General features: G+C 65.3%; 11 protein-coding genes. 5 read left to right on the top strand and 6 right to left on the bottom strand.

Features of this window, described 5'->3' with window-relative positions:
• Positions 1-101 precede the first annotated feature (101 nt).
• Positions 102-1,574 (bottom strand): Fe-S cluster assembly protein SufB, encoded by a 1,473-nt coding sequence (sufB, locus tag CYD53_RS03280; RefSeq protein ID WP_103716726.1) that lies wholly within the window; start codon positions 1,572-1,574, stop codon positions 102-104.
• 57 nt (positions 1,575-1,631) lie between these two features.
• Positions 1,632-2,837 carry a cysteine desulfurase family protein gene (locus CYD53_RS03275; protein ID WP_103716725.1) on the bottom strand — a complete coding sequence of 402 codons (1,206 nt, stop codon included), beginning with the start codon at positions 2,835-2,837 and terminating at the stop codon, positions 1,632-1,634.
• A 300-nt stretch (positions 2,838-3,137) separates the two neighbouring features.
• On the opposite strand from CYD53_RS03275, the gene CYD53_RS03270 reads away from it, so the two are divergent.
• Positions 3,138-3,818, top strand: coding sequence for an alpha/beta hydrolase (locus CYD53_RS03270; protein WP_069691513.1), 681 nt, complete (start codon positions 3,138-3,140; stop codon positions 3,816-3,818).
• Between the two features lie 205 nt (positions 3,819-4,023).
• The gene (gene tyrS / locus CYD53_RS03265; protein WP_103716724.1) at positions 4,024-5,268 is read left to right on the top strand and encodes a tyrosine--tRNA ligase; all 1,245 of its coding nucleotides are present in this window, start codon (positions 4,024-4,026) and stop codon (positions 5,266-5,268) included.
• Positions 5,269-5,370: 102 nt separating this feature from the next.
• Here tyrS and CYD53_RS03260 read toward each other — a convergent pair whose 3' ends face one another.
• Positions 5,371-8,838, bottom strand: coding sequence for an AsmA family protein (locus CYD53_RS03260; RefSeq protein ID WP_103716723.1), 3,468 nt, complete (start codon positions 8,836-8,838; stop codon positions 5,371-5,373).
• 220 nt (positions 8,839-9,058) lie between these two features.
• On the opposite strand from CYD53_RS03260, the gene CYD53_RS03255 reads away from it, so the two are divergent.
• Both CYD53_RS03255 and CYD53_RS03250 read left to right on the top strand, forming a co-directional pair.
• The gene (locus tag CYD53_RS03255; protein WP_103716722.1) at positions 9,059-9,523 is read left to right on the top strand and encodes a peroxiredoxin; all 465 of its coding nucleotides are present in this window, start codon (positions 9,059-9,061) and stop codon (positions 9,521-9,523) included.
• A gap of 103 nt (positions 9,524-9,626) precedes the next feature.
• Positions 9,627-10,973 (top strand): M23 family metallopeptidase, encoded by a 1,347-nt coding sequence (locus CYD53_RS03250; RefSeq protein WP_103716721.1) that lies wholly within the window; start codon positions 9,627-9,629, stop codon positions 10,971-10,973.
• Positions 10,974-11,149: 176 nt separating this feature from the next.
• On the opposite strand, the gene prfB is transcribed toward CYD53_RS03250, so the two are convergent.
• The 3 genes from prfB to CYD53_RS03235 all read right to left on the bottom strand — a co-directional run bounded on the left by prfB (position 11,150) and on the right by CYD53_RS03235 (position 16,281).
• A protein-coding gene (gene prfB, locus CYD53_RS03245; protein ID WP_103716720.1) for a peptide chain release factor 2 occupies positions 11,150-12,278 on the bottom strand; the annotation gives its coding sequence in 2 pieces (ribosomal slippage) (positions 11,150-12,208 and positions 12,210-12,278; 1,128 coding nt in all).
• 205 nt (positions 12,279-12,483) lie between these two features.
• Positions 12,484-14,928, bottom strand: a complete 2,445-nt coding sequence (locus CYD53_RS03240) for a penicillin-binding protein 1A (RefSeq protein ID WP_103716719.1) — start codon at positions 14,926-14,928, stop codon at positions 12,484-12,486.
• Positions 14,929-15,060: 132 nt separating this feature from the next.
• On the bottom strand, positions 15,061-16,281 hold the full coding sequence (locus CYD53_RS03235) for an N-acetylmuramoyl-L-alanine amidase (protein ID WP_146055804.1): 1,221 nt from the start codon (positions 16,279-16,281) through the stop codon (positions 15,061-15,063).
• 739 nt (positions 16,282-17,020) lie between these two features.
• On the opposite strand from CYD53_RS03235, the gene CYD53_RS03230 reads away from it, so the two are divergent.
• Complete coding sequence (locus CYD53_RS03230; RefSeq protein ID WP_103716717.1) at positions 17,021-19,828, top strand: Rne/Rng family ribonuclease; 2,808 nt, start codon at positions 17,021-17,023, stop codon at positions 19,826-19,828.
• Positions 19,829-19,846 lie beyond the last annotated feature (18 nt).

Below are 19,846 nucleotides of genomic sequence, written 5' to 3'. Positions count from 1 at the left end.
CGGATTTCCGCCGCGTCATGCTCGGCCCTGTGCCGAGCATCCACGACTTGAACGTGAAAAAGAAAGACGGGGTGGCCGGGCCGAGCCCGACCATGACGGCATCAGCCGACGGAGCCCTCGAGCGAGATCGTGATCAGCTTTTGCGCTTCGACCGCGAACTCCATCGGGAGTTGCTGCAGCACCTCCTTGACGAAGCCGTTGACGATCAGCGCCACCGCCTCCTCCTCCGAGAGGCCGCGCTGCTGGCAATAGAACAGCTGGTCCTCGCCGATCTTGGAGGTCGTCGCCTCGTGCTCGAAGATCGCGGTCGCGGTCTTGGCCTCGATATAGGGGATGGTGTGCGCGCCGCACTGGTCGCCGATCAGCAGCGAATCGCAATTGGTGAAGTTGCGCGCGCCCGTCGCCTTGCGGTGCGCCGAGACCATGCCGCGATAGGTCGAGTCGGATTTGCCCGCCGCGATGCCCTTGGCGATGATCTTCGAGGTCGTGTTCTTGCCAAGATGGATCATCTTGGTGCCGCTATCGACCTGCTGCGCGCCGTTCGACACCGCGATCGAGTAGAACTCGCCGCGTGAGCCGTCGCCGCGCAGGATGCAGGACGGGTATTTCCAGGTGATCGCCGAACCGGTCTCGACCTGCGTCCAGGAGATCTTCGCGTTCTTGCCCCGGCAGTCGCCGCGCTTGGTGACGAAGTTGTAGATGCCGCCCTTGCCCTCGGCATCGCCCGGATACCAGTTCTGCACGGTCGAGTATTTGATCTCGGCATCGTCGAGAGCGATCAATTCGACCACGGCAGCGTGGAGCTGGTTCTCGTCGCGCTTGGGCGCGGTGCAGCCTTCGAGATAGCTCACATAGGAGCCCTCATCGGCGATGATCAGCGTGCGCTCGAACTGACCGGTGTTCTGTTCGTTGATGCGGAAATAGGTCGACAATTCCATCGGGCAGCGCACGCCCTTGGGGATGTAGACGAAGGAGCCGTCGGTGAAGACGGCGCAGTTCAGCGTCGCGAAATAATTGTCGGTCACCGGCACCACGGTGGCGAGGTATTTCCGCACCAGCTCGGGATGCTCCTGGATCGCGTCCGAGATCGAGCAGAAGATCACGCCGGCCTCGGCCAGCTCCTTCTTGAAGGTGGTGACGACCGAAACCGAGTCGAACACGGCATCGACCGCGACCCGATTTTCCGGTGCGACACCGGCCAGGATCTCCTGCTCACGCAGCGGGATGCCGAGCTTCTTGTAGGTCTCCAGGATTGCCGGATCGACCTCGTCGAGCGATTTCGGATCGGCGCCCTTCTTCGGCGCGGCGTAATAATAGATGTCCTGATAGTCGATCGGCGGATACTGCACGCGCGACCAGGCCGGCTCGGTCATGGTCTTCCAGCGGCGGAAGGCGTCGAGCCGCCATTCCAGCATCCATTCCGGCTCGTTCTTGCGCGCCGAGATGTAGCGCACCGTATCTTCGGTCAGGCCCTTGGCGGGCTTGTCCATCTCGATCTCGGTGATGAAGCCGTATTTGTATTCGGTCACGTCGATCGACTTGACCTGATCAATGGTCTCTTGGACCGCTGCCATTGCCTATTCTCCAGTCGCGGGTTCAAGGCCCGCCGGTTTGGTCATCTATCGGGAGGTTCAGGCCGCCGCCTGAACCTCCCGGCCCTTGGTCGCGACCAGTGCTTTCGCATAGGCCGCCAAAAACTGATCGATCTCCGCTGCGCAGGTGCTCCATCCGAGGCTCGCCCGCAAGGCCCCTGCGCTCATGGCAGGGTCGACGCCCATGGCGTCCAGCACATGCGAGCGCTTGACCTTGCCCGACGAGCAGGCCGAGCCGGAAGACAGCGCGACGCCATTCAGGTCGAGCATGATCAGCGCCGTCTCCGCCCGAATTCCGGGCGTGGCGAAGGCGCTGGTGTTGGGCAGGCGCGGCGCAGAGCTGCCGAAAACCATGGTCTCGGGCGCGAGAACCAGCAGCCCGGCCTCCAGCCTGTCGCGCAAGGCGGAAAGCCGATTGGCCTCCGCCTCGATGGCCTTGGCTGCAATCTCTGCCGCCATCCCGAAGCCGACAATGCCGGCCACATTTTCTGTGCCGGCGCGCCAGCCGCGCTCCTGCCCGCCACCGCGCATGGGCTTGTCGGCAAGCTCCAGCGCGCCGGTGCGGAAGACGATCGCGCCGACGCCCTTCGGTCCGCCGAGCTTGTGGGCGGACAGCGTCAGAACATCGACGCCCAACATATTGATGTCGATGGCTATCTTGCCGGCGGCCTGGATCGCGTCGCAATGCATCAGGGCCCCGAAATGCCTGGCGATGGTCGCAATCCCGGCAACCGGCTGAAGCACGCCGGTCTCATTATTGGCGAGGTGCAGCGAGACCAGCGCGCGCGCGCCAGGCTGCTCCGCGGCAAGCCGCTCCAGCCGTCCTGCGAGCCAATCCTTGTCGGCAAGCCCATCCTTATCGACAGGGATCGCCTCGGCAGCGCTGGCCGGGAACCGATGTCCGTCGCGAATGCAGGCATGTTCCGTTGCGCCGTAAAGCAGCAGCGAGGCCGGTGTCCTGACGCAGTCGCGCCCGCCGCTGCAATCCATCAATCCAGGCGACAGCACGGTCGCATTGGCCTCGGTGCCGCCGCTGGTGAAGACGACATTGGCGGCCTTCGCCCCGACAAGCGCGGCGAGCTGTATTCGCGCCTGCTCGATCGCGGCACGGGCCGCCCTGCCCTCATGATGGACCGATGACGGGTTTCCTGGCAGCATCAGCGCGCGCGCCATCGCCTGCGCCACGTCCGGCCGCACCGGCGTGGTGGCATTGTGGTCGAGATAGGCGCGGGTCGCTCCTGTCACGATCTCACTGGCTCCAATCCTGCCTCGCGGAAGACGGTCGGCACGAAATGCTTGAAATTGCACCCATGCGCCGTGCTATAGCCGCCCGTCCGAACCGGCCGTGGCTGGGACGACGGCGGCGCCGAAGTGATGCGCTATCCGCATGTTCCCGTATTGTTCACGGCTGTTAGAACTATTCTAAGCGCTTGATGTAGGGCGCGAGCGGCTGGGTCGTCAAGGGCGACCGGGTATTTTCGGCGGCTTTTGCGCGCTGTTTTGCCCGGCGCACGCGGCCTTGGCCCAACAAAAGGCGAGACGACAATGCCAGAGGTGATTTTCAACGGACCGGCCGGCCGGATCGAGGGCCGTTATCAGCCCGCCAAGAAGCGCGGGGCGCCGCTCGCGATCATCCTGCATCCGCACCCGCAATTCGGCGGGACGATGAACAACCAGATCGTCTACAACCTGTTCTACACTTTCGTGAACCGGGGCTTTTCGGCGCTGCGCTTCAATTTCCGCGGCGTCGGCCGCAGCCAGGGCCATTTCGACCACGGTGCGGGCGAATTGTCCGATGCCGCCGCCGCGCTCGACTGGATGCAGGCACTCAACCCCGAGGCCAAGAGCTGCTGGATCACCGGCGTCTCCTTCGGCGCCTGGATCGGCATGCAGCTCCTGATGCGCCGCCCGGAGATCGAGGGCTTCATGTCGATCGCGGCGATGGCCAACCGCTATGACTTCTCCTTCCTGGCGCCCTGCCCCTCCTCCGGCTTGTTCGTGCACGGCTCGGAAGACCGCGTCGCGCCGGTCAAGGAGGTCATGGCGGTGATCGAGAAGGTGAAGACCCAGAAGGGTATCCTGATCGAACATGCGGTGGTCGAGGGGGCCAACCACTTCTTCGACGGCCGTGTCGACCAATTGATGGAACAGGTCAGCGCCTATCTCGACCGCAATGTCGGCCCCGAGATCCCGAAGGAAGAGCGCGAGGCGCAGGAGCAGGAGTAGTCCTCGGCTCCGCCCGTCCCTCGCCGTCATGCTCGCCCTTGTGGCGAGCATCCACGTCTTGAATACCGCTCTTGGCGAATGAAGACGTGGATGGTCAGGACAAGCCCGACTATGACGGGCGGCCCTGATCGCGCCATGATGGCTCGCCTGTCACGAGACGGTCGCGAGCCATGCCAAATGATCCAGCCAGCCGATTGATCATGTGATGACTAGCTTCAAATCAGACCTTCTCCATGTTCTCTCCGAGCGTGGCTACGTCCACCAGATCTCGGATCCCGAGGGCCTGGACGCTGCTGCGCTCAAAGGGCCGATCAGCGCCTATATCGGCTTCGACGCCACAGCGACCTCGCTGCATGCCGGTTCGCTGATCCAGATCATGATGCTGCACTGGATGCAGGCGACCGGCCATAGGCCGATCGCGCTGATGGGCGGCGGCACGTCGATGGTCGGAGACCCCTCTTTCAAGGAGGAGTCACGCAAGCTGCTGACGGTCGAGGACATCGAGCGCAACCTCACCGGGATCAAGCGCGTCTTCGCCAACTATCTCGATTTCGGCGGTCCGGCGACGATGATGAACAACGCCGACTGGCTGCTCGGGCTGAACTATCTCGAATTCCTGCGCGATGTCGGCCGGCATTTCTCGGTCAACCGCATGCTGTCCTTCGACAGCGTCAAGACAAGGCTGGAGCGCGAGCAGTCGCTGTCCTTCCTCGAATTCAACTACATGATCCTGCAGGCCTACGACTTCGTCGAGCTGAACAGGCGCACGGGCTGCATCCTGCAGATGGGCGGCTCCGACCAGTGGGGCAATATCGTCAACGGCATCGACCTCGGGCACCGCATGAGCAATGTCCAGCTCTATGCCCTGACCTCGCCGCTGTTGACGACATCGTCTGGTGGCAAGATGGGCAAGACGGCCTCGGGCGCCGTCTGGCTCAACGCCGAACTGATGGGCCCCTACGACTTCTGGCAATTCTGGCGCAATACCGAGGACGCCGATGTCGAGCGCTTCCTGAAGCTCTACACCACGATGCCAATGGCAGAGATCGCCCGGCTCGCGGCGCTGGGCGGCGCCGAGATCAACGAGGCCAAGAAGATTCTCGCGACCGAGGTCACAGCCATGCTGCATGGCCGGGAGGCTGCCGATGCGGCCTCTGAGACTGCGCGCAAGACCTTCGAGGATGGGGCGCTTGCAGACGATCTTCCCAGCGTCGCCGTGGCAAGGTCCGAGCTTGAAACCGGTCTCGGCGTGCTGACCGCCTTCGTCAAAGCCGGCCTCGTGCCCTCGACCGGCGAGGCGCGGCGACAGGTCAAGGCGGGTGGCCTTCGGGTCAATGACGCAGCCGTCACGGACGAGCGCGCAACGCTGACGCTTTCGGAGCTGTCGGGCGAAGGGGTGATCAAGCTGTCCTTCGGCAGGAAGAAGCACGTCCTGCTGCGCGCGCAGTAACATATCGACCGGAAAAGCGGGCTCTGGTTTCCGACGCCGCCGCCGCATCTCCGGAAGTGAGAACGTCGGAGGGGGTCTGATACCCGCTCCGACGTCGTGGCTTCAGCGCCCTGGTGCCGGCGCGGCCTGCGGCTGCTGCTGGATCGGCGAGCCGCCGAGCGGATCGACAAAGCGGCGCAGGATACCCGGCGCTAGCGCCGAGAGCGGATTGATCGTCATGGTCGGAGCGCTTGCGGCGCCCGATATCCGGAAGTTCACCGCAAACAGCCCGCCATACTGGCTGCCGCCGCCGAGCAACGCGCCGACGACAGGAACCTGGGCGAAGGCATTGTTGAAGGCATAGCCCGGCACGAAAGTGCCGCCGATATCGACGCGATCCCGGCCATAATCGACATTGCCCTGCAGGGTGAAGCCGAGCTGCTGTCCCCAGATCACCATGTCGGAGACGTCGAGCCTGCTGGCTGAGCGGGTAAAAACGGCCCTGAGCTTGGTGAAGGCGACTTCGCTGACGTCGATCCGCAGCGGCGCCGGCGCCGGCCCGGCGCCACCGGTCCGGTCCCCGGCCGGGGCCGCTCCCGGCTGCTCGCCGACGACCCGGCGCAGAGCCGGCTCGTCACGCACCATGAAGTCGCGGAACAGCAATTCGCCGCTCTGGCGCGTATCGCCCGGCCCCAGGCTCAGGATGAAGTCGCCGCCATAGGCGCGCCGGTAGAGATCGACGAAACGCAACAGCGCGCCACCATTCTCGGACTGGATGACGATCGCGCCCGGCGTATCGCCTTGCCGCGCCTGCTTGGCGGTGACGTCTGCCCGGCCAATCCGGCCCTGGAAGGCAAGCGCCCGCATCTCGCCTCCGCGCTTCGACAGCTTGAGCGATGCATTGCTGATCGCCTCGCTGTTGAAACCGGTCAGGATCGGGACCTCCAGGTCGATGTCGAGATCGCCGCCCTTGGCCGCATTCTTGTCGCCGCGCGCGGCCGGCCCCGACGCGCTCTGCAGATCACGGATGAAGGGGCGCACATCCGCCACCGCGCCGCGAATGACAAGCTTGGTCACATTGCCGTCGCGCCTGGCCTCGACCTTGAGATTATCGCCCGGCGAGATCTTGAGCTGCGACAGCGTCGCGCTTTCGAAACCGTTCTGCTTGTTCAGTTCGATCCGGCCCTTGATCAGGGCCGGCGCGGCGTCCAGCACGAAATCTTCGAGGTCGGGCCCATTGGCGTCGGCGGCATAGCTGAAGCTCACACGCCCTGGCCGGCCTGCAGCCTTGTTGAGGCCCGGAATGACGCCATCGAGCGTCGCCTTGGTCAGATCGATCTCGACGCGCGGCAGCGTATCCACGCCCTTGCCCAGGGCCTTCGCCACCTTGACCTGAATCGGGCCGCCGATGCCGCTCTCGGGCCCCAGCCCGCGCCTCTGTCGCGCCGCACTGTCGAGCAGCAGGGACAAGCTCGCCTCGCCCTTGCCGTGATTGTCCTGTCGAATCTCGATCTGCCCGCGATCGCCGCTGATGCGAGCCTCTCCCTTTATCAGCAAGCCGGTCTTGTCGAAGTTCCAGCTCAGATTGCCGCCTTCGAGCTTTTCACTGCCGAGCATCACATCAGACGAAATATTGGAGAGCGTACCGACGCTCTGCACCACGATCTCACTGGGCTTGGGGTCGTCGGCCAATGGCAAGTTGATGACCGTCTTGAGGTCGGTCATGCCCTTGATCGCGGCAGGGTCGAGGGGCCCCGATGAAAAATCCTTCAGGGCCGGGAAGGTGAACAGCGCCATCAGCGCCTCCATCGGTCCCGTCGAGCGGAACGCCACGCGCGCCGGCGCTCGCTGCACCCAGGTCTCGGCCATGCTGAAGCTGCCCTCGCTCAGCATGAGCTGCCTGCCGCCGCCCAGATCAGCCGCAGCCTTGGCGATCTGGAGCTGCACCGTTCGCCCTGTCGTCTTGCCAGAGACGACGCCGTCGACCAGCGGCGGCAGCCCCGGCCCGGGCAGATAGCGTACCTGACTGGCCTCGATGGCAACGCTGAGTGCGCCATCTGGCAAGCCAGCCCCGCGCACCAGCCGGGCGTGATCCTCGGCCGGCAGATCGAGTTCGACCGCGAGGCTGCCGACCCGGCCAGCAACGAACTGCCGCGACAACGCGGTATGGACATCGGGCGAGGTCCAGCGCGGCCACAGCGCCAGCACGGCCCGGACATCGGAATCGGTCGCCTTGATCGAGAAGCGTTGTGTCGGCGATTCGCCGGTCTTCTGCACCAATCCCGTCATGTCCGCCGTGATCGCGGGCCCCTTCACCGACATGGCGTCGATCCGCACCTCGTTCGAGCGCGGATCGAGCAGCAGATTCGCCCTCAGGCTGTCGATGGCGACAGGCGGCTCCTGATCGACTCCGGGAATCTGACCGGCAGCGTCCAGATTCAGCCTCCAGGCGCCATTCTCCTCGCGCAGCGTGCCAGCGCCCTTGAGCCGGGTCGCACCGGCGTTCAACTCCCCCATCGACAGTTGGAGGACAGAGAAATCATTCTCGCTCGCGACCTCGATATGGCCCGATTCGACGGCGATCGGTGCTAATGGGCCGCCCGGAAACTGGATGGTGCCCGGCAGCACGTCGAGCCGGGCCGTGATCGCCTTCTGGCCGTTCGGCTTCTGGGTCAGCGTCGCGCGGCCCTTCAGCGGCAGGCCCTCGATGGTGATCCCGCCGCTGCCGAAGGCGAGCGCCACGACCTCTGCGGGCTCGAAACGGACGATGTCGATATCGGCGCGCTGCGTGCCGTCGGCCTCGCTCGACAGATCGATCGCGAGCTCCTTCCAGCGCTGCCCGGTGCGGCCCTTCGCGCTCAGGCGCGTCGTCCGCTCGCCGGTGCGTGACAGGCTGATCTCGACATCCTCGAAACCGGCGCGTTGGCGCCCATCAGGGTCGATCAGCGACAGGCGGGCGCCATGCATGCCCGCCGTCTGCAGCGCTCCGAGCAAGCCCTCGCCCTGCGCCAGCGTCGCGACCGCTCCCATGATGCCGGTGAAGGCGTTCCACTGGCCGGTATCGGGCAGCGTCGAAGCCGGCTGCGCCTCCGCGGGAGCCGAATCGGCATTGACGATCAGCGCCCCGTTCTTGTCGACGCCGAGGCGGACATTCACGCCGCGCAGGTCGACCGAGACCAGCTTGATCTCCCCCAGCAACAGCGGGAGCGGCTCGTAGCCGAGCACGGCCTCCGGCGCGCGGATGACCGCGCCGCTGGTATGACGAAACGAGACCTGCCTGACGCGCAGCTGCGAGTGGCCGTCTATGCGGCCGAGTTCCGCGGCCGCCGCCTCGACCGTCCAGCCCGCACCGAGCCTCTCCTCGATTGCGCCAGCGATGCGCCCCTCGAGGCCCGATAGCGGGATCAAACCCGTGACCAGGAGGGTCACGGCAGCGCCCGCCAGTGTCAGAACCGCGACGATGACAGCAACCGCTATCGTGACCAACCCGGCCTTCGCGCGCTTCTTCACAGCCGCGATGTCGCAGGCCTCCTGCGCGGCGGCGGTTGCCTCCGCCGGCGGGGTGCTCCTGTTCGCGTGCTGCTCTTGCAATGCCTGCGTCGTCCTGCGTTCGGAGAAGGCGTTTTCACGGGGGTCGGCCGTCAGCGCTCGGACGTCAACGCCCGATCCCGGACGATGTTTCGGCGTCGCGTCCGAATCGGCATCGATACGAATAGAATCATACTAGCGGCTGCGCCTGCGCGCGCCATATTGAGACCAGGCGGCGGAGCGCTGCTCTTGCAGGCCGAAGGCGACGAAAGGAAGGCGAAACATGGCATTGAACGAAGGCGACAAGGCCCCCGATTTCACGCTCGCACGCGATGGCGGCGGCACGCTTTCGCTCGCTGGCCTGAAGGGACGAAAAGTCGTCCTCTACGCCTATCCCAAAGACGATACACCGGGCTGCACCCAGGAGGCGATCGCGTTCAACGGCCTGCGCAAGGCCTTCACGGATGCCGGCGCGGAGATCGTCGGCATTTCGCCTGATCCGGTGAAGAGCCACGACAAGTTCAAGAAGAAGCATGGACTCGATTTTGCGCTTGCCGCCGACGAAACCCAGACCGTGCTGCAGGCCTATGGCATCTGGGTCGAGAAGAGCATGTATGGCCGTACCTATATGGGCGTCGAGCGCACCACCTTCCTGATCGACCGTGAGGGCAAGATCGCTCGCATCTGGCCCAAGGTGAAGGTCGCCGGTCATGCCGAGGAAGTCCTCGCCGCCGCCCGGGCGCTCTGACGCGGAATCGACGGGCGTCCCGTCGAAAAGCAGGCAATTTGCGAAAGATTAACCTTAACCAACCCTAATGGCGGGATCGGCAGCGTAACATCCGGTCCCGCGTATGACACAGTCCTTCTCCGCACCCGCCCTTCCGGTCACCGGGCTCTTCACCCACAAGACCTACACGATGCGCCGCGTGACGGTGTTTGCTGGCCTTGCCTGGCTGACGGTCACCACGGCCTGCAGCGGTGCCGCCGGATGGTACATCCTCAGCAAGGACGACCTGGCGGCGCGTTTGATCACGCGCGAGACCACCCGCCAATACGCTTATGAGGACCGGATCACCGCCTTGCGGGCGGATATCGACCGTTTGGCCAGCCGCGCGCTTCTCGACCAGGACGGCGTCGAGGCCCGCGTCGACGAGCTCGCGACCCGGCAGGCCGAAGTCGAATCGCGCCAGGCGCTCGTCACCGCGCTCGCCGACACGCTCCAGACCGGCGGCATCACCTCAAGCATCAAAGCCCCGCTGCGGCCCCGGATACTCAAGCCGGAAGAGCCGATTCGCGCCTCCGGCATCACCAGCTTCGCGCCGATCATGCCGGCCAAGCCGATGCCGGCCCCGGATGCCCCGGGCTTGCGCGGCGCCGAAACCGGCAAGGCGGACACCAACAAGACCGATGCCGGCAAGGCTGCGCCCTGGTTGTCGGGAGCAGATGAACCCCAGCCCCAGCCTCCTGCCCAGCGGGTCGCGGCGGCCCTGACACGGCTGGACCGCGCCATCACGACAACTGCAGGCGCGCAGCTTGCCGCGCTGAAGGACATGGATGAGAGCCTGGCCGATTCGCAGAAGCGCATGCGCAGCGCGCTCGCTGAAATCGGCATCGACACCGACAAGATGAACCCGGCTGGTCCCGTGGCTGGCGGTACCGGCGGCCCCTTCGTGCCCTTCAAGGTCGACCCGTCGAAGGGGCCGTTCGAGGCGACGCTGGATGCGCTGCAGCCACGTATTGCCGCGGTTTTCCGCCTGCGCGGCCTCACCGAACAATTGCCGCTCGCTCGCCCCATGGCAGGCGATGCGGATTTCACCTCGAATTACGGCTATCGCGTCGACCCCTTTACGCGCGGCCCGGCGATGCATACCGGCGTCGATTTCCGCGCCGAGGCTGGTTCGCCGATCCGCGCCACCGCGCCGGGTAAGGTCATCGTTGCCGAATATAACGGCGGCTACGGCAATATGGTCGAGATCGAGCACAGCAACGGCATCAGCACGCGCTATGCCCATATGTCGGCGATCCTGGCCTCGGTCGGCCAGGTCGTGACCACGGGCACGGTGATCGGCCGTGTCGGCACCACCGGCCGCTCGACAGGCCCACATCTGCATTACGAGACCCGGATCAACGAAGAGCCGATGGACCCAACCCGCTTCCTGCGCGCCGGAGCCAAGCTCGCCGGGCGGGCGACGCTCTAGGATTTCTCAAGCCGGAGCGGAGCTCAGCCCGCGTGACGGCATCGAGCCGAAGCCAGACGAAAGCAGAATGGCCGACCCTGCTGGGCCGGCCATTTTGCTTATTGGAGCGAAGTGGATACCGGTTCGCGTGAAGAGAACGCTTTAACAATGACGATCCAACTGGATCCGAAACTGCTTTAATCGATGTCTTCGACCTCGACTTCGGTGCCATAGACCCGCTGCGCCAGCGAAGCTTCGAGGAAGGGGTCAAGCGCGCCGTCGAGCACGTCGCTCGGGGCCGTCGAACTCACCCCGGTGCGCAGATCCTTCACCAGCTGATAGGGCTGCAGCACGTAGGAGCGGATCTGGTGGCCCCAGCCGATATCGGTCTTCGAGGCCTGCTCGGCATTGGCCTTGTCTTCGCGCTTCTTCAGCTCGACCTCATAGAGGCGCGCGCGCAGCATGTCCCAGGCCTTGGCCTTGTTCTTGTGTTGCGATCGCTCCTGCTGGCACGAGACCGCGATGCCTGACGGGATATGGGTGATGCGGACAGCCGAATCGGTCGTATTGATGTGCTGGCCGCCCGCGCCCTGCGCCCGGTAGGTGTCGATCCGGCAATCGGATTCGTTGATGTCGATGACGATGCGGTCGTCGACAACAGGATAGACCCAAACGGAGGCGAAGGAGGTCTGGCGTCTCGCATTGGAATCAAACGGCGAGATGCGCACGAGCCTGTGCACGCCCGATTCTGTCTTCAGCCAGCCATAGGCGTTGTGCCCCTTGAACTGCAGGGTCGCCGATTTGATGCCCGCGGTGTCGCCGTCCTGGTATTCCAGCGTCTCGACCTTGAGCTTGCGCCGCTCGCCCCAGCGCCGATACATCCGCAGCAGCATCTCGGCCCAGTCCTGGCTTTCGGTACCGCCCGCGCCGGGATGAATCTCGAGATAGGTGTCGAGCATGTCGGCTTCGCCCGACAGCAGCGTCTCGACCTGTCGGCGCGCGGCTTCGGCTTCGACGGCCTTGATCGCGCCCTCGCCCTCGGTGACGGAGGCTTCATCCTCCTCCATCTCGCCGAGCTCGATCAGCGTCAGTGCATCGTCGAGATCACGCTCGAGCTTGACGATGCCGTTGATCTGATCCTCGAGCGAGGTGCGTTCGCGCATCAGCTTCTGCGCGGCGTCGGCATCGTTCCAGAAATCGGGCCCCTCCGAGAGGGCGTTCAGTTCGGCGAGACGGCGTTGTGCTTGATCCCAGTCAAAGATGCCTCCTCAGCAGTCCAATCGACTGCTTGGCGTTGTCGAGCTGGGTCTGGATTTCAGGACGCATGGGCGTGTCAGAACTTTCGCTGAAGCTTCTTGAAGTGAAGCGCTGAGATAGGGGTGAAAACGCCGGCTGTAAACGCCCGGTGGCTCACAATAGCCTTTAGAGCCAACCCGCCTCCGGCACGAGATTCCCGAGCTTGCGCGGAGTGTACCCTTGGGCCGATCGAAGATCGGACCCGAGGGTCTCGCTTGGGAATGACGTGTCCGGGTCAGTACAACCCGCCCGTCCCGGAGCCGACCGAGCGCCCGCCGCCGGGGGAGACGCTGAGTGGGGTCGAGCCGTCGCCGGCGGCTCCTATGACGGAGTAGCTGTCGGGCGGCGCGGTGCCGGGCTTGAACGCCTCCAGGATGCCGCCCTCGCCGCCGGAGCGCATGCCGGTCCTGGGATCGACCCGGATCAGCTTAATTCCGGCAGGCACGCGGAATGGCGTCGCCGGCTTGTCCTTGAGCGCCGCCATCATGAAATCGCGGAAGATCGGCGCGGCGTACTGGCCGGCTGTCGCAGAGGTGCCGAGCGACTTCGGCTTGTCGAAGCCCATATAGACGCCGACGGCGAGGTCCGGCGAGAAGCCGACGAACCAGACGTCCTTGGCCTCGTTGGTGGTGCCGGTCTTGCCGCCGAGCGGCTTGCCGACGGATTTCACCACCGTCGCCGTGCCCGCATTGACCACGCCTTCAAGGATCGAGACCATCTGATAAGCGGTCAGGGGATCGAGAACCTGGTCGCGGTTGTCGACGAGCCGCGGCTCACGTTGATTGTTCCACTTTTCGGCGTCGCAGCCTTCGCAGACGCGCTGGTCGTGCCGGAAGATGGTCGCGCCCCAGCGGTCCTGGATGCGGTCGATCAGAGTCGGGCGGATGCGCTTGCCGCCATTGACGAGCATGGCGTAGCCGGCGGTCATCCGCATCACCGTGGTCTCGCCGGCGCCCAGCGCCATCGAGAGGACGGGCAGCATGTCGTCATAGACGCCGAAACGACGGGCATATTCCGCGATCAGCGGCATGCCGACATCCTTGGCGAGCCTGACCGTCATCAGGTTCTTGGAGAACTGGATGCCATAGCGAAGGGTGTGAGGCCCGGTCGACTTGCCGTCGTAATTTTCCGGCCGCCACATGCCAAGCCCGCCGCCCTGGTCGATCTCGATGGGGCCGTCGAGCACGATGCTCGACGGCGTATAGCCGTTGTCGAGCGCGGTGGCGTAGACGAAAGGCTTGAACGAGGAGCCGGGCTGGCGCAACGCCTGCGTCGCGCGGTTGAACTCAGACTGGTCGTGCGAGAAGCCACCGACCATGGCGAGCACGCGGCCCGAGAACGGATCCATCACGGTGATGGCTCCGTTGACCTCGGGCAATTGCCGCAGGCGAACCTGGCCCGGCCGGTTGTCGATCGGTTCGACATAGACGACATCGCCGACCGATACGGCCTGCGAGACGCGCGCACGCCGCGTCCATTTGATGCCATCTGCCCCCAGCGTCACGGTCGTTCGTTCTCCGCGCAGCGCACCCGAGGTGTCGGTGAGCGGGTGGAGACCGATGCGAGCCGTATCGCCGGTAACATCGAGAACGACACCGAGACGCCAGGGGGCGACATCGCCCAGCACTTTCAGCTCGCCGATCGCCAGGCCCCAGTCGCGAGCACTCAGGTCGATCTTCTGGATCGCGCCGCGCCAGCCGCGCGCCTCGTCGAAACGTACCAACCCGTCGACCAGCGCCTTGCGCGCCATCAACTGCATCTTCGGATCGACGGTCGAGCGCACGGAAAGGCCGCCTTCGAGCAGCTTCTTCTCGCCATAGCGATCCTGCAATTCGCGGCGAATTTCTTCGGCGAAATAGCCGGCGGCGATGTTGTTGGGCGAAACCGTGCGCGGATTGACGCCGAGCGGCTGCTTCTTGGCCGTGTCGCCGGCTTCGCGCGTGACATAGCCGTTCTCGACCATGCGATCGATCACATAGTTGCGCCGCTCGATCGCGCGCTCGCGGTTGCGAAAGGGGTGCAGGTCGGTCGGCGCCTTGGGCAAGGCGGCCAGATACGCCACCTCCTGCAGGTTCAGCTCATGCACCGACTTGCCGAAATAGTTCAGCGCCGCGGCGCCGATGCCATAGCTACCCTGCCCCGGAGCCGGCGCGCCGAGATAGATCTCGTTGAGATAGAGTTCGAGGATCTTGTCTTTCGAATAGGTCGCCTCGAGGCGCAGAGCGACAAGCGCCTCGCGGATCTTGCGCTCGTAGCTCTGTTCGGCGCCGACGAAGAAATTCTTCGCGACCTGTTGGGTGATCGTCGATGCGCCTTGCGGTCTGCGGACTCCCTTGTTGCGGAAGTTGCTGATCGCAGCGCGCACGAGCCCTTCGGGGTCGACGCCGACATGCTTGTAGAAATTCTTGTCCTCGGCCGAGAGATAGGCCTGGATAACGAGCTTGGGCACGGCCTGGATCGGCATATAAAGTCGGCGCTCGCGCGCGAACTCCGCGATCAGGCTGCCGTCGCCGGCATGGACGCGCGTCATCACCGGCGGCTCATAGTTCCTGAGCTGGGCCGAATCGGGAAGGTCCTTCGAGTAATGCCAGACGAGGCCGGCCGCGCCCACGGCGCCAATCACGAAGACGATCGTGCCGGCGGCAAAAAGCCACCCGAAGAGTCGCAGAACAAACCGCATAGGAGGCCCTGGCCCTCACTGTCATGGCTAGCCGGCCCGAAAGAACGGGCAACGTGAATCAATTCTATAGCACAACAGAGATGGCGGAACCGTGGCCTCGGGACCACAATTTCAAGCCAAAGCCACCCCGGCTCAGCGCCGGTTCTCCGCAGCCTTGCCCGCAGGCAGGCGGGCCTGCGCGAAATACCCGTCGACCGCGGCATGCACGGCCGCCACGGCCTGCGTCCGCCAGGCCGCCGAATTGAGCAATTCCGCATCCTTCGGGCTCGACATATAGCCGAGCTCGATCAGTACGGACGGAACATCGGGCGCGCTCAGCACGCGAAACCCCGCCGAGCGGAGCGGCACCTTGTGCATCTTCACCGAGCCGCCAAGCGTCTCGACGAGATTGCGCGCGAACACAGAGGAGAAGGTCCGCGTCTCGCGCTTGGCCAGATCCATCAGGATGCCGGCGACGTCCTGCGTATCCTCGCTCGAATCGAGGCCCGCGACCGTATCGGCCTGGTTCTCCTTGGCCGCCAGCCGGGCTGCCTCCGCATCGGTCGCGCGCTCGGAGCCCGTATAGACGGTGGCGCCGCGTACATCCTGCGCCTGCGTCAACGAATCCGCATGGATCGAGATGAACAGATCGGCCCCCGCCTCCCGCGCGATCTTCACCCGTTCGCCCAGCGGCACGAAGCGATCCTCGTCGCGGGTCATCAGGATGCGATAGCGCCCCGACGCCTCCAGGCTCTCCTTCAGTGTCATGCCGAAAGCCAGCACGACCGCCTTTTCCGCTATCGACGCCACGACCGTGCCAGGGTCGATGCCGCCATGGCCGGGGTCGATGACCACGATCTGGCGAGTATCTCCGGCAGGCTTGACGATCTCGACCGGCGACATGGCCGCCTCGCGGCGGTTTTTCGAGGCCTCGTTCGCCGCCGCCTGGAACTCCGCCCGTGAGGAGCGCTTCAGCTCGATCACGAGCTCGCCAAATCCGCCGCGCCGGTTGCGCATCTCGGCGCGCGCGACGAGAGCGGGCTGCGCCAGGTCGATGATGATGCGCGAGCGCTCGGCCGTGAACAGGCCGAAACGGAAGGCGCTGACGAAGCCCGCGCCATTGCGCCCGGTCGTGGGCTGCATCTGGAAATTGACGGACGGCAAATCGACGATCACCCGGTCGGGCGAGGCCATCACCGATGTGCTGACGGACACAGGCCGTGAAAGCGCTACGGTCAGGCGTATGATCTCTCCGGCCTGCTCGATCCTGGCGTCGGTCGCGACCGGAAAGTCATTGGCGGGCCCGGGGTTGGCGCTGCCGGCGCTCGCACAGGCCGCAGCAAGCCAGGAGCCGAGAAGCACGCGCGAAAGCAAGCGCGTGCCGTGACGGACAAAACCGGGGCGAAGGCTGCGGAAAGCTGGGCTGCGAAAGCGGAGCAAAGGGGTGATTGATCCCTGTCTGCGTCACCGACGCTTAACCATAAGGGCGCGAGGCCTTAACAGGGCGTTACCATGCCCGTCCCCGACCGTGAACCATCCTTGCCCGCCTCACTGTTACGATGGCCGGACGATGTGACTTGCAAATCACGGTCACCTGTCTGTAATGGGGATGGTTGCATTGCGAAGCCACCCATGGTGCGCATCCGGATCCGAGGGTCCGTCGGCGTCCGGGGTCAGGCTTAAGGCGGCCGACCCTTCGGGGTTCGGCCGCAGCAGCGCAACCGCCAACGGATCGTCCGCGGACGGCCGGCGTCAGCCACGAAAGTTCGGCGCCTGGCCAGATCTCGCGAGCGTGCAAACGCGGCGTGCTTCGTCTTCAGGCGAGTACGTCGCAGGTCAGGACAGATGTCGGGGCATACGACGCCGCATTTTTCATCGGTGATTCGTCCATACCTGCGGGACTGTGCCGGGGCGCTTGCCCGGCCGGGTTTCCGGAGCCGCTATCCTGTCTCGATCGTACACTTCCCCGTCCCAGACGCCGGTTTGCGCCGGCTTTTGCTCCTGCAACATGCCGGCTTTCGCCGGTCTTCGCGCGACGCCCCAGCCCGCGGCCACGGATTCGCATCCGCAGCCCGGCGGGTTTTGATGGCGGCCGCGTCTATGGAAAATTCATATGGCCAACAAGATGCTCATCGACGCCACCCACCCGGAGGAGACCCGGGTCGTGGTGGTTCGCGGATCCCGCGTCGAGGAATTTGATTTCGAGTCCGCCAGTCGCAAACCTCTGCGGGGCAACATCTACCTGGCGAAGGTGACGCGCGTGGAGCCCTCGCTCCAGGCCGCCTTCGTCGAATATGGCGGCAACCGCCACGGCTTCCTCGCCTTCTCCGAAATCCACCCGGATTACTACCAGATTCCGGTCGCCGACCGACAGGCGCTGATCGCCGAAGAGGCGCGCGCCGACCGTGAGGAAGAGCGCGACGAGGAGAAGCGCGAAAAGCGCGGCGGCGGTCGTCGCGACCGTGGCCGCCGAGGCGATCGCGACGGGCGCGCCAAGAAGGCGTCCCATGACGAGACCGTCACCTCCGAGATCGAGGCGGACGGCAAGGGCGCCGCGATGGTCAACGAAGGCGGACCTGCCTTCGGCGAGGAGTTTGCGCCCTCCATCACCGAATCCGCGACCGAGGACGCCATCGAGAACGCGCCGTCGCTGACCTACGAGACACAAACGGTCGAGGCCGTCGCCGCGGACCAGGCCGAGCCGGAAGGCGAAGAGGCCCGCAAGCCGGCCGAGGACGAAGAGGACGGCGAAGAGCACGCTCACGAGGACGGCGAGCATGAGGAGCCCGAGCAGCTCGGCGGCGGCGACGCGCTCGACGACATCTCCGAGCGGCCCCAACGCCATCATCGCCGCCAGTACAAGATCCAGGAGGTGATCAAGCGCCGCCAGATCATCCTGGTCCAGGTCGTCAAGGAAGAGCGCGGCAACAAGGGCGCGGCGCTCACCACCTATCTCTCGCTCGCCGGCCGCTACTCGGTGCTCATGCCCAATACCGGCAAGGGCGGCGGCATCTCGCGCAAAATCACCAATGCCGAGGATCGCAAGCGGCTCAAGGAGGTCGCCTCCGAGCTCGAGGTTCCGGAGGGGATGGGCATCATCCTGCGCACCGCCGGCGCCTCGCGCACCAAGGTCGAGATCAAGCGCGACTATGAATATCTGATGCGGATGTGGGAGAGCGTGCGCGAATTGACGCTCGCCTCGGTCGCGCCGGCGCTGGTCTATGAGGAGGGCAACCTCGTCAAGCGCTCGATCCGCGACCTCTACAACAAGGACATCGACGAGGTTCATGTCGCTGGCGAGGAGGCTTATCGCGAGGCCAAGGACTTCATGCGCATGCTCATGCCGAGCCATGCCAAGAGCGTGAAGGCCTATCGCGAGCAGACGCCGCTCTTCGCCGGTTTCGGCGTCGAGAGCCAGCTCGACGCGATGTTCTCCAACAATGTGACGCTGAAATCCGGCGGCTATATCGTCATCAACCAGACCGAGGCGCTGGTCGCCATCGACATCAACTCCGGGCGTTCGACCCGCGAGCACAATATCGAGGACACCGCCCTCAAGACCAATCTCGAGGCAGCGGAGGAGATCTCCCGTCAGCTGCGCCTGCGCGACCTGGCCGGTCTCATCGTGATCGATTTCATCGACATGGAGGAGAATCGCAACAACCGCGCCGTCGAGAAGAAGCTGAAGGATTGCCTCAAGGACGACCGCGCCCGCATCCAGGTCGGCCGCATCTCGGCCTTCGGCCTGCTCGAAATGTCGCGCCAGCGCATTCGCACCGGCGTGCTCGAGAGCTCGTCCGTGCCCTGCCCGCATTGCGCCGGCGCCGGCATGATGCGCTCGGCTGCGTCCGTCTCGCTGCAGATCCTGCGCGCGCTCGAGGAAAACCTGATCAAGAGCGCCTCGCATAACCTCACCGTCCGCACCCGGCCGGAGGTCGCGCTCTACGTGCTGAATCAGAAGCGCGCCCACCTTACCGATCTCGAAACCCGCTTCGCCATCGCAATCAGCATCACGGTCGACGCAACCCTGCTCGGCACGCGCTATTTCGAGGTCGAGCGCGGCGAGTTCGTCGGCAATGAAGGTCGCATCGTTCCGACGTCCTTCAAGGCCGATGCAATTCCCGCCGATATCGACGATGACGCGCTCGACGCTGCTGCTGAAGCCGAAGCGCTCGGCGCCGAAGACGAGGGCGTCGAAGCCGGCGAGGCCACGACGGCCGCTGCCGCCAATGACGACAAGCCGGACCGTGGCGAAGGCGAGTCGCGCGGCGAAGGCGGCCGCAAGCGCAGGCGTCGTCGCCGGCGGCGGCGTGGCGGCGAGCGCGACGCCAATGGCGTGCGCCTCGATGGCGGCACGGATGCCGAGGGCGATGAGGATGGTCAGGACGACGATGAGGACGGCGACGAGAACGCCGCCGAATCGCAGGAGACCGAGATCGTCGCTGCGGCTCCCGAGCCGGTCGTGACCGAAGTGGCGGCAGAGCCTGACGCCGAGGCGGACGCCAAGCCGCGCCGTAGCCGCCGTGGCGGACGCAAGCCCAAGGCTGACGCCGAGACACCGGCCGATGTCGAGGCTCCCGTCGAAGCCGCCAAGGTCGTGGACGCTCCCGAGGTTGTGACGGAGGCCGTCGCGGTCGAGGCTGAAGCCGCCCCGGCCGAGAAGCCCAAGCGCAGCCGCGCCCGCAAGAAGGTCGTGCCGATCACTGAAGATGGTGAAGCGGCGCCGGTTGTCGCCGTGACCGAGCCGGCTGAGCCCGTCGCTGCTGCGCCGGTCGCTGCTACCCCCGCGCCTGTTCCGGAGCCCGAGCCCGCCCCCGCCCCGCGCGTGATCGAGGAGCCGGTCGCGGTGGTGCTGACCCCGCCTGACCCGGATCGCCCCAAGCGCGGCGGCTGGTGGAACAAGCTGGCCGGGAGGAACTGAATGAAAAGGCCGCTGCGG

Source organism: Allobosea psychrotolerans, assembly GCF_002917105.1.
GTDB lineage: Bacteria > Pseudomonadota > Alphaproteobacteria > Rhizobiales > Beijerinckiaceae > Allobosea > Allobosea psychrotolerans.
This window is presented reverse-complemented; position numbering and strand designations above follow the sequence as displayed.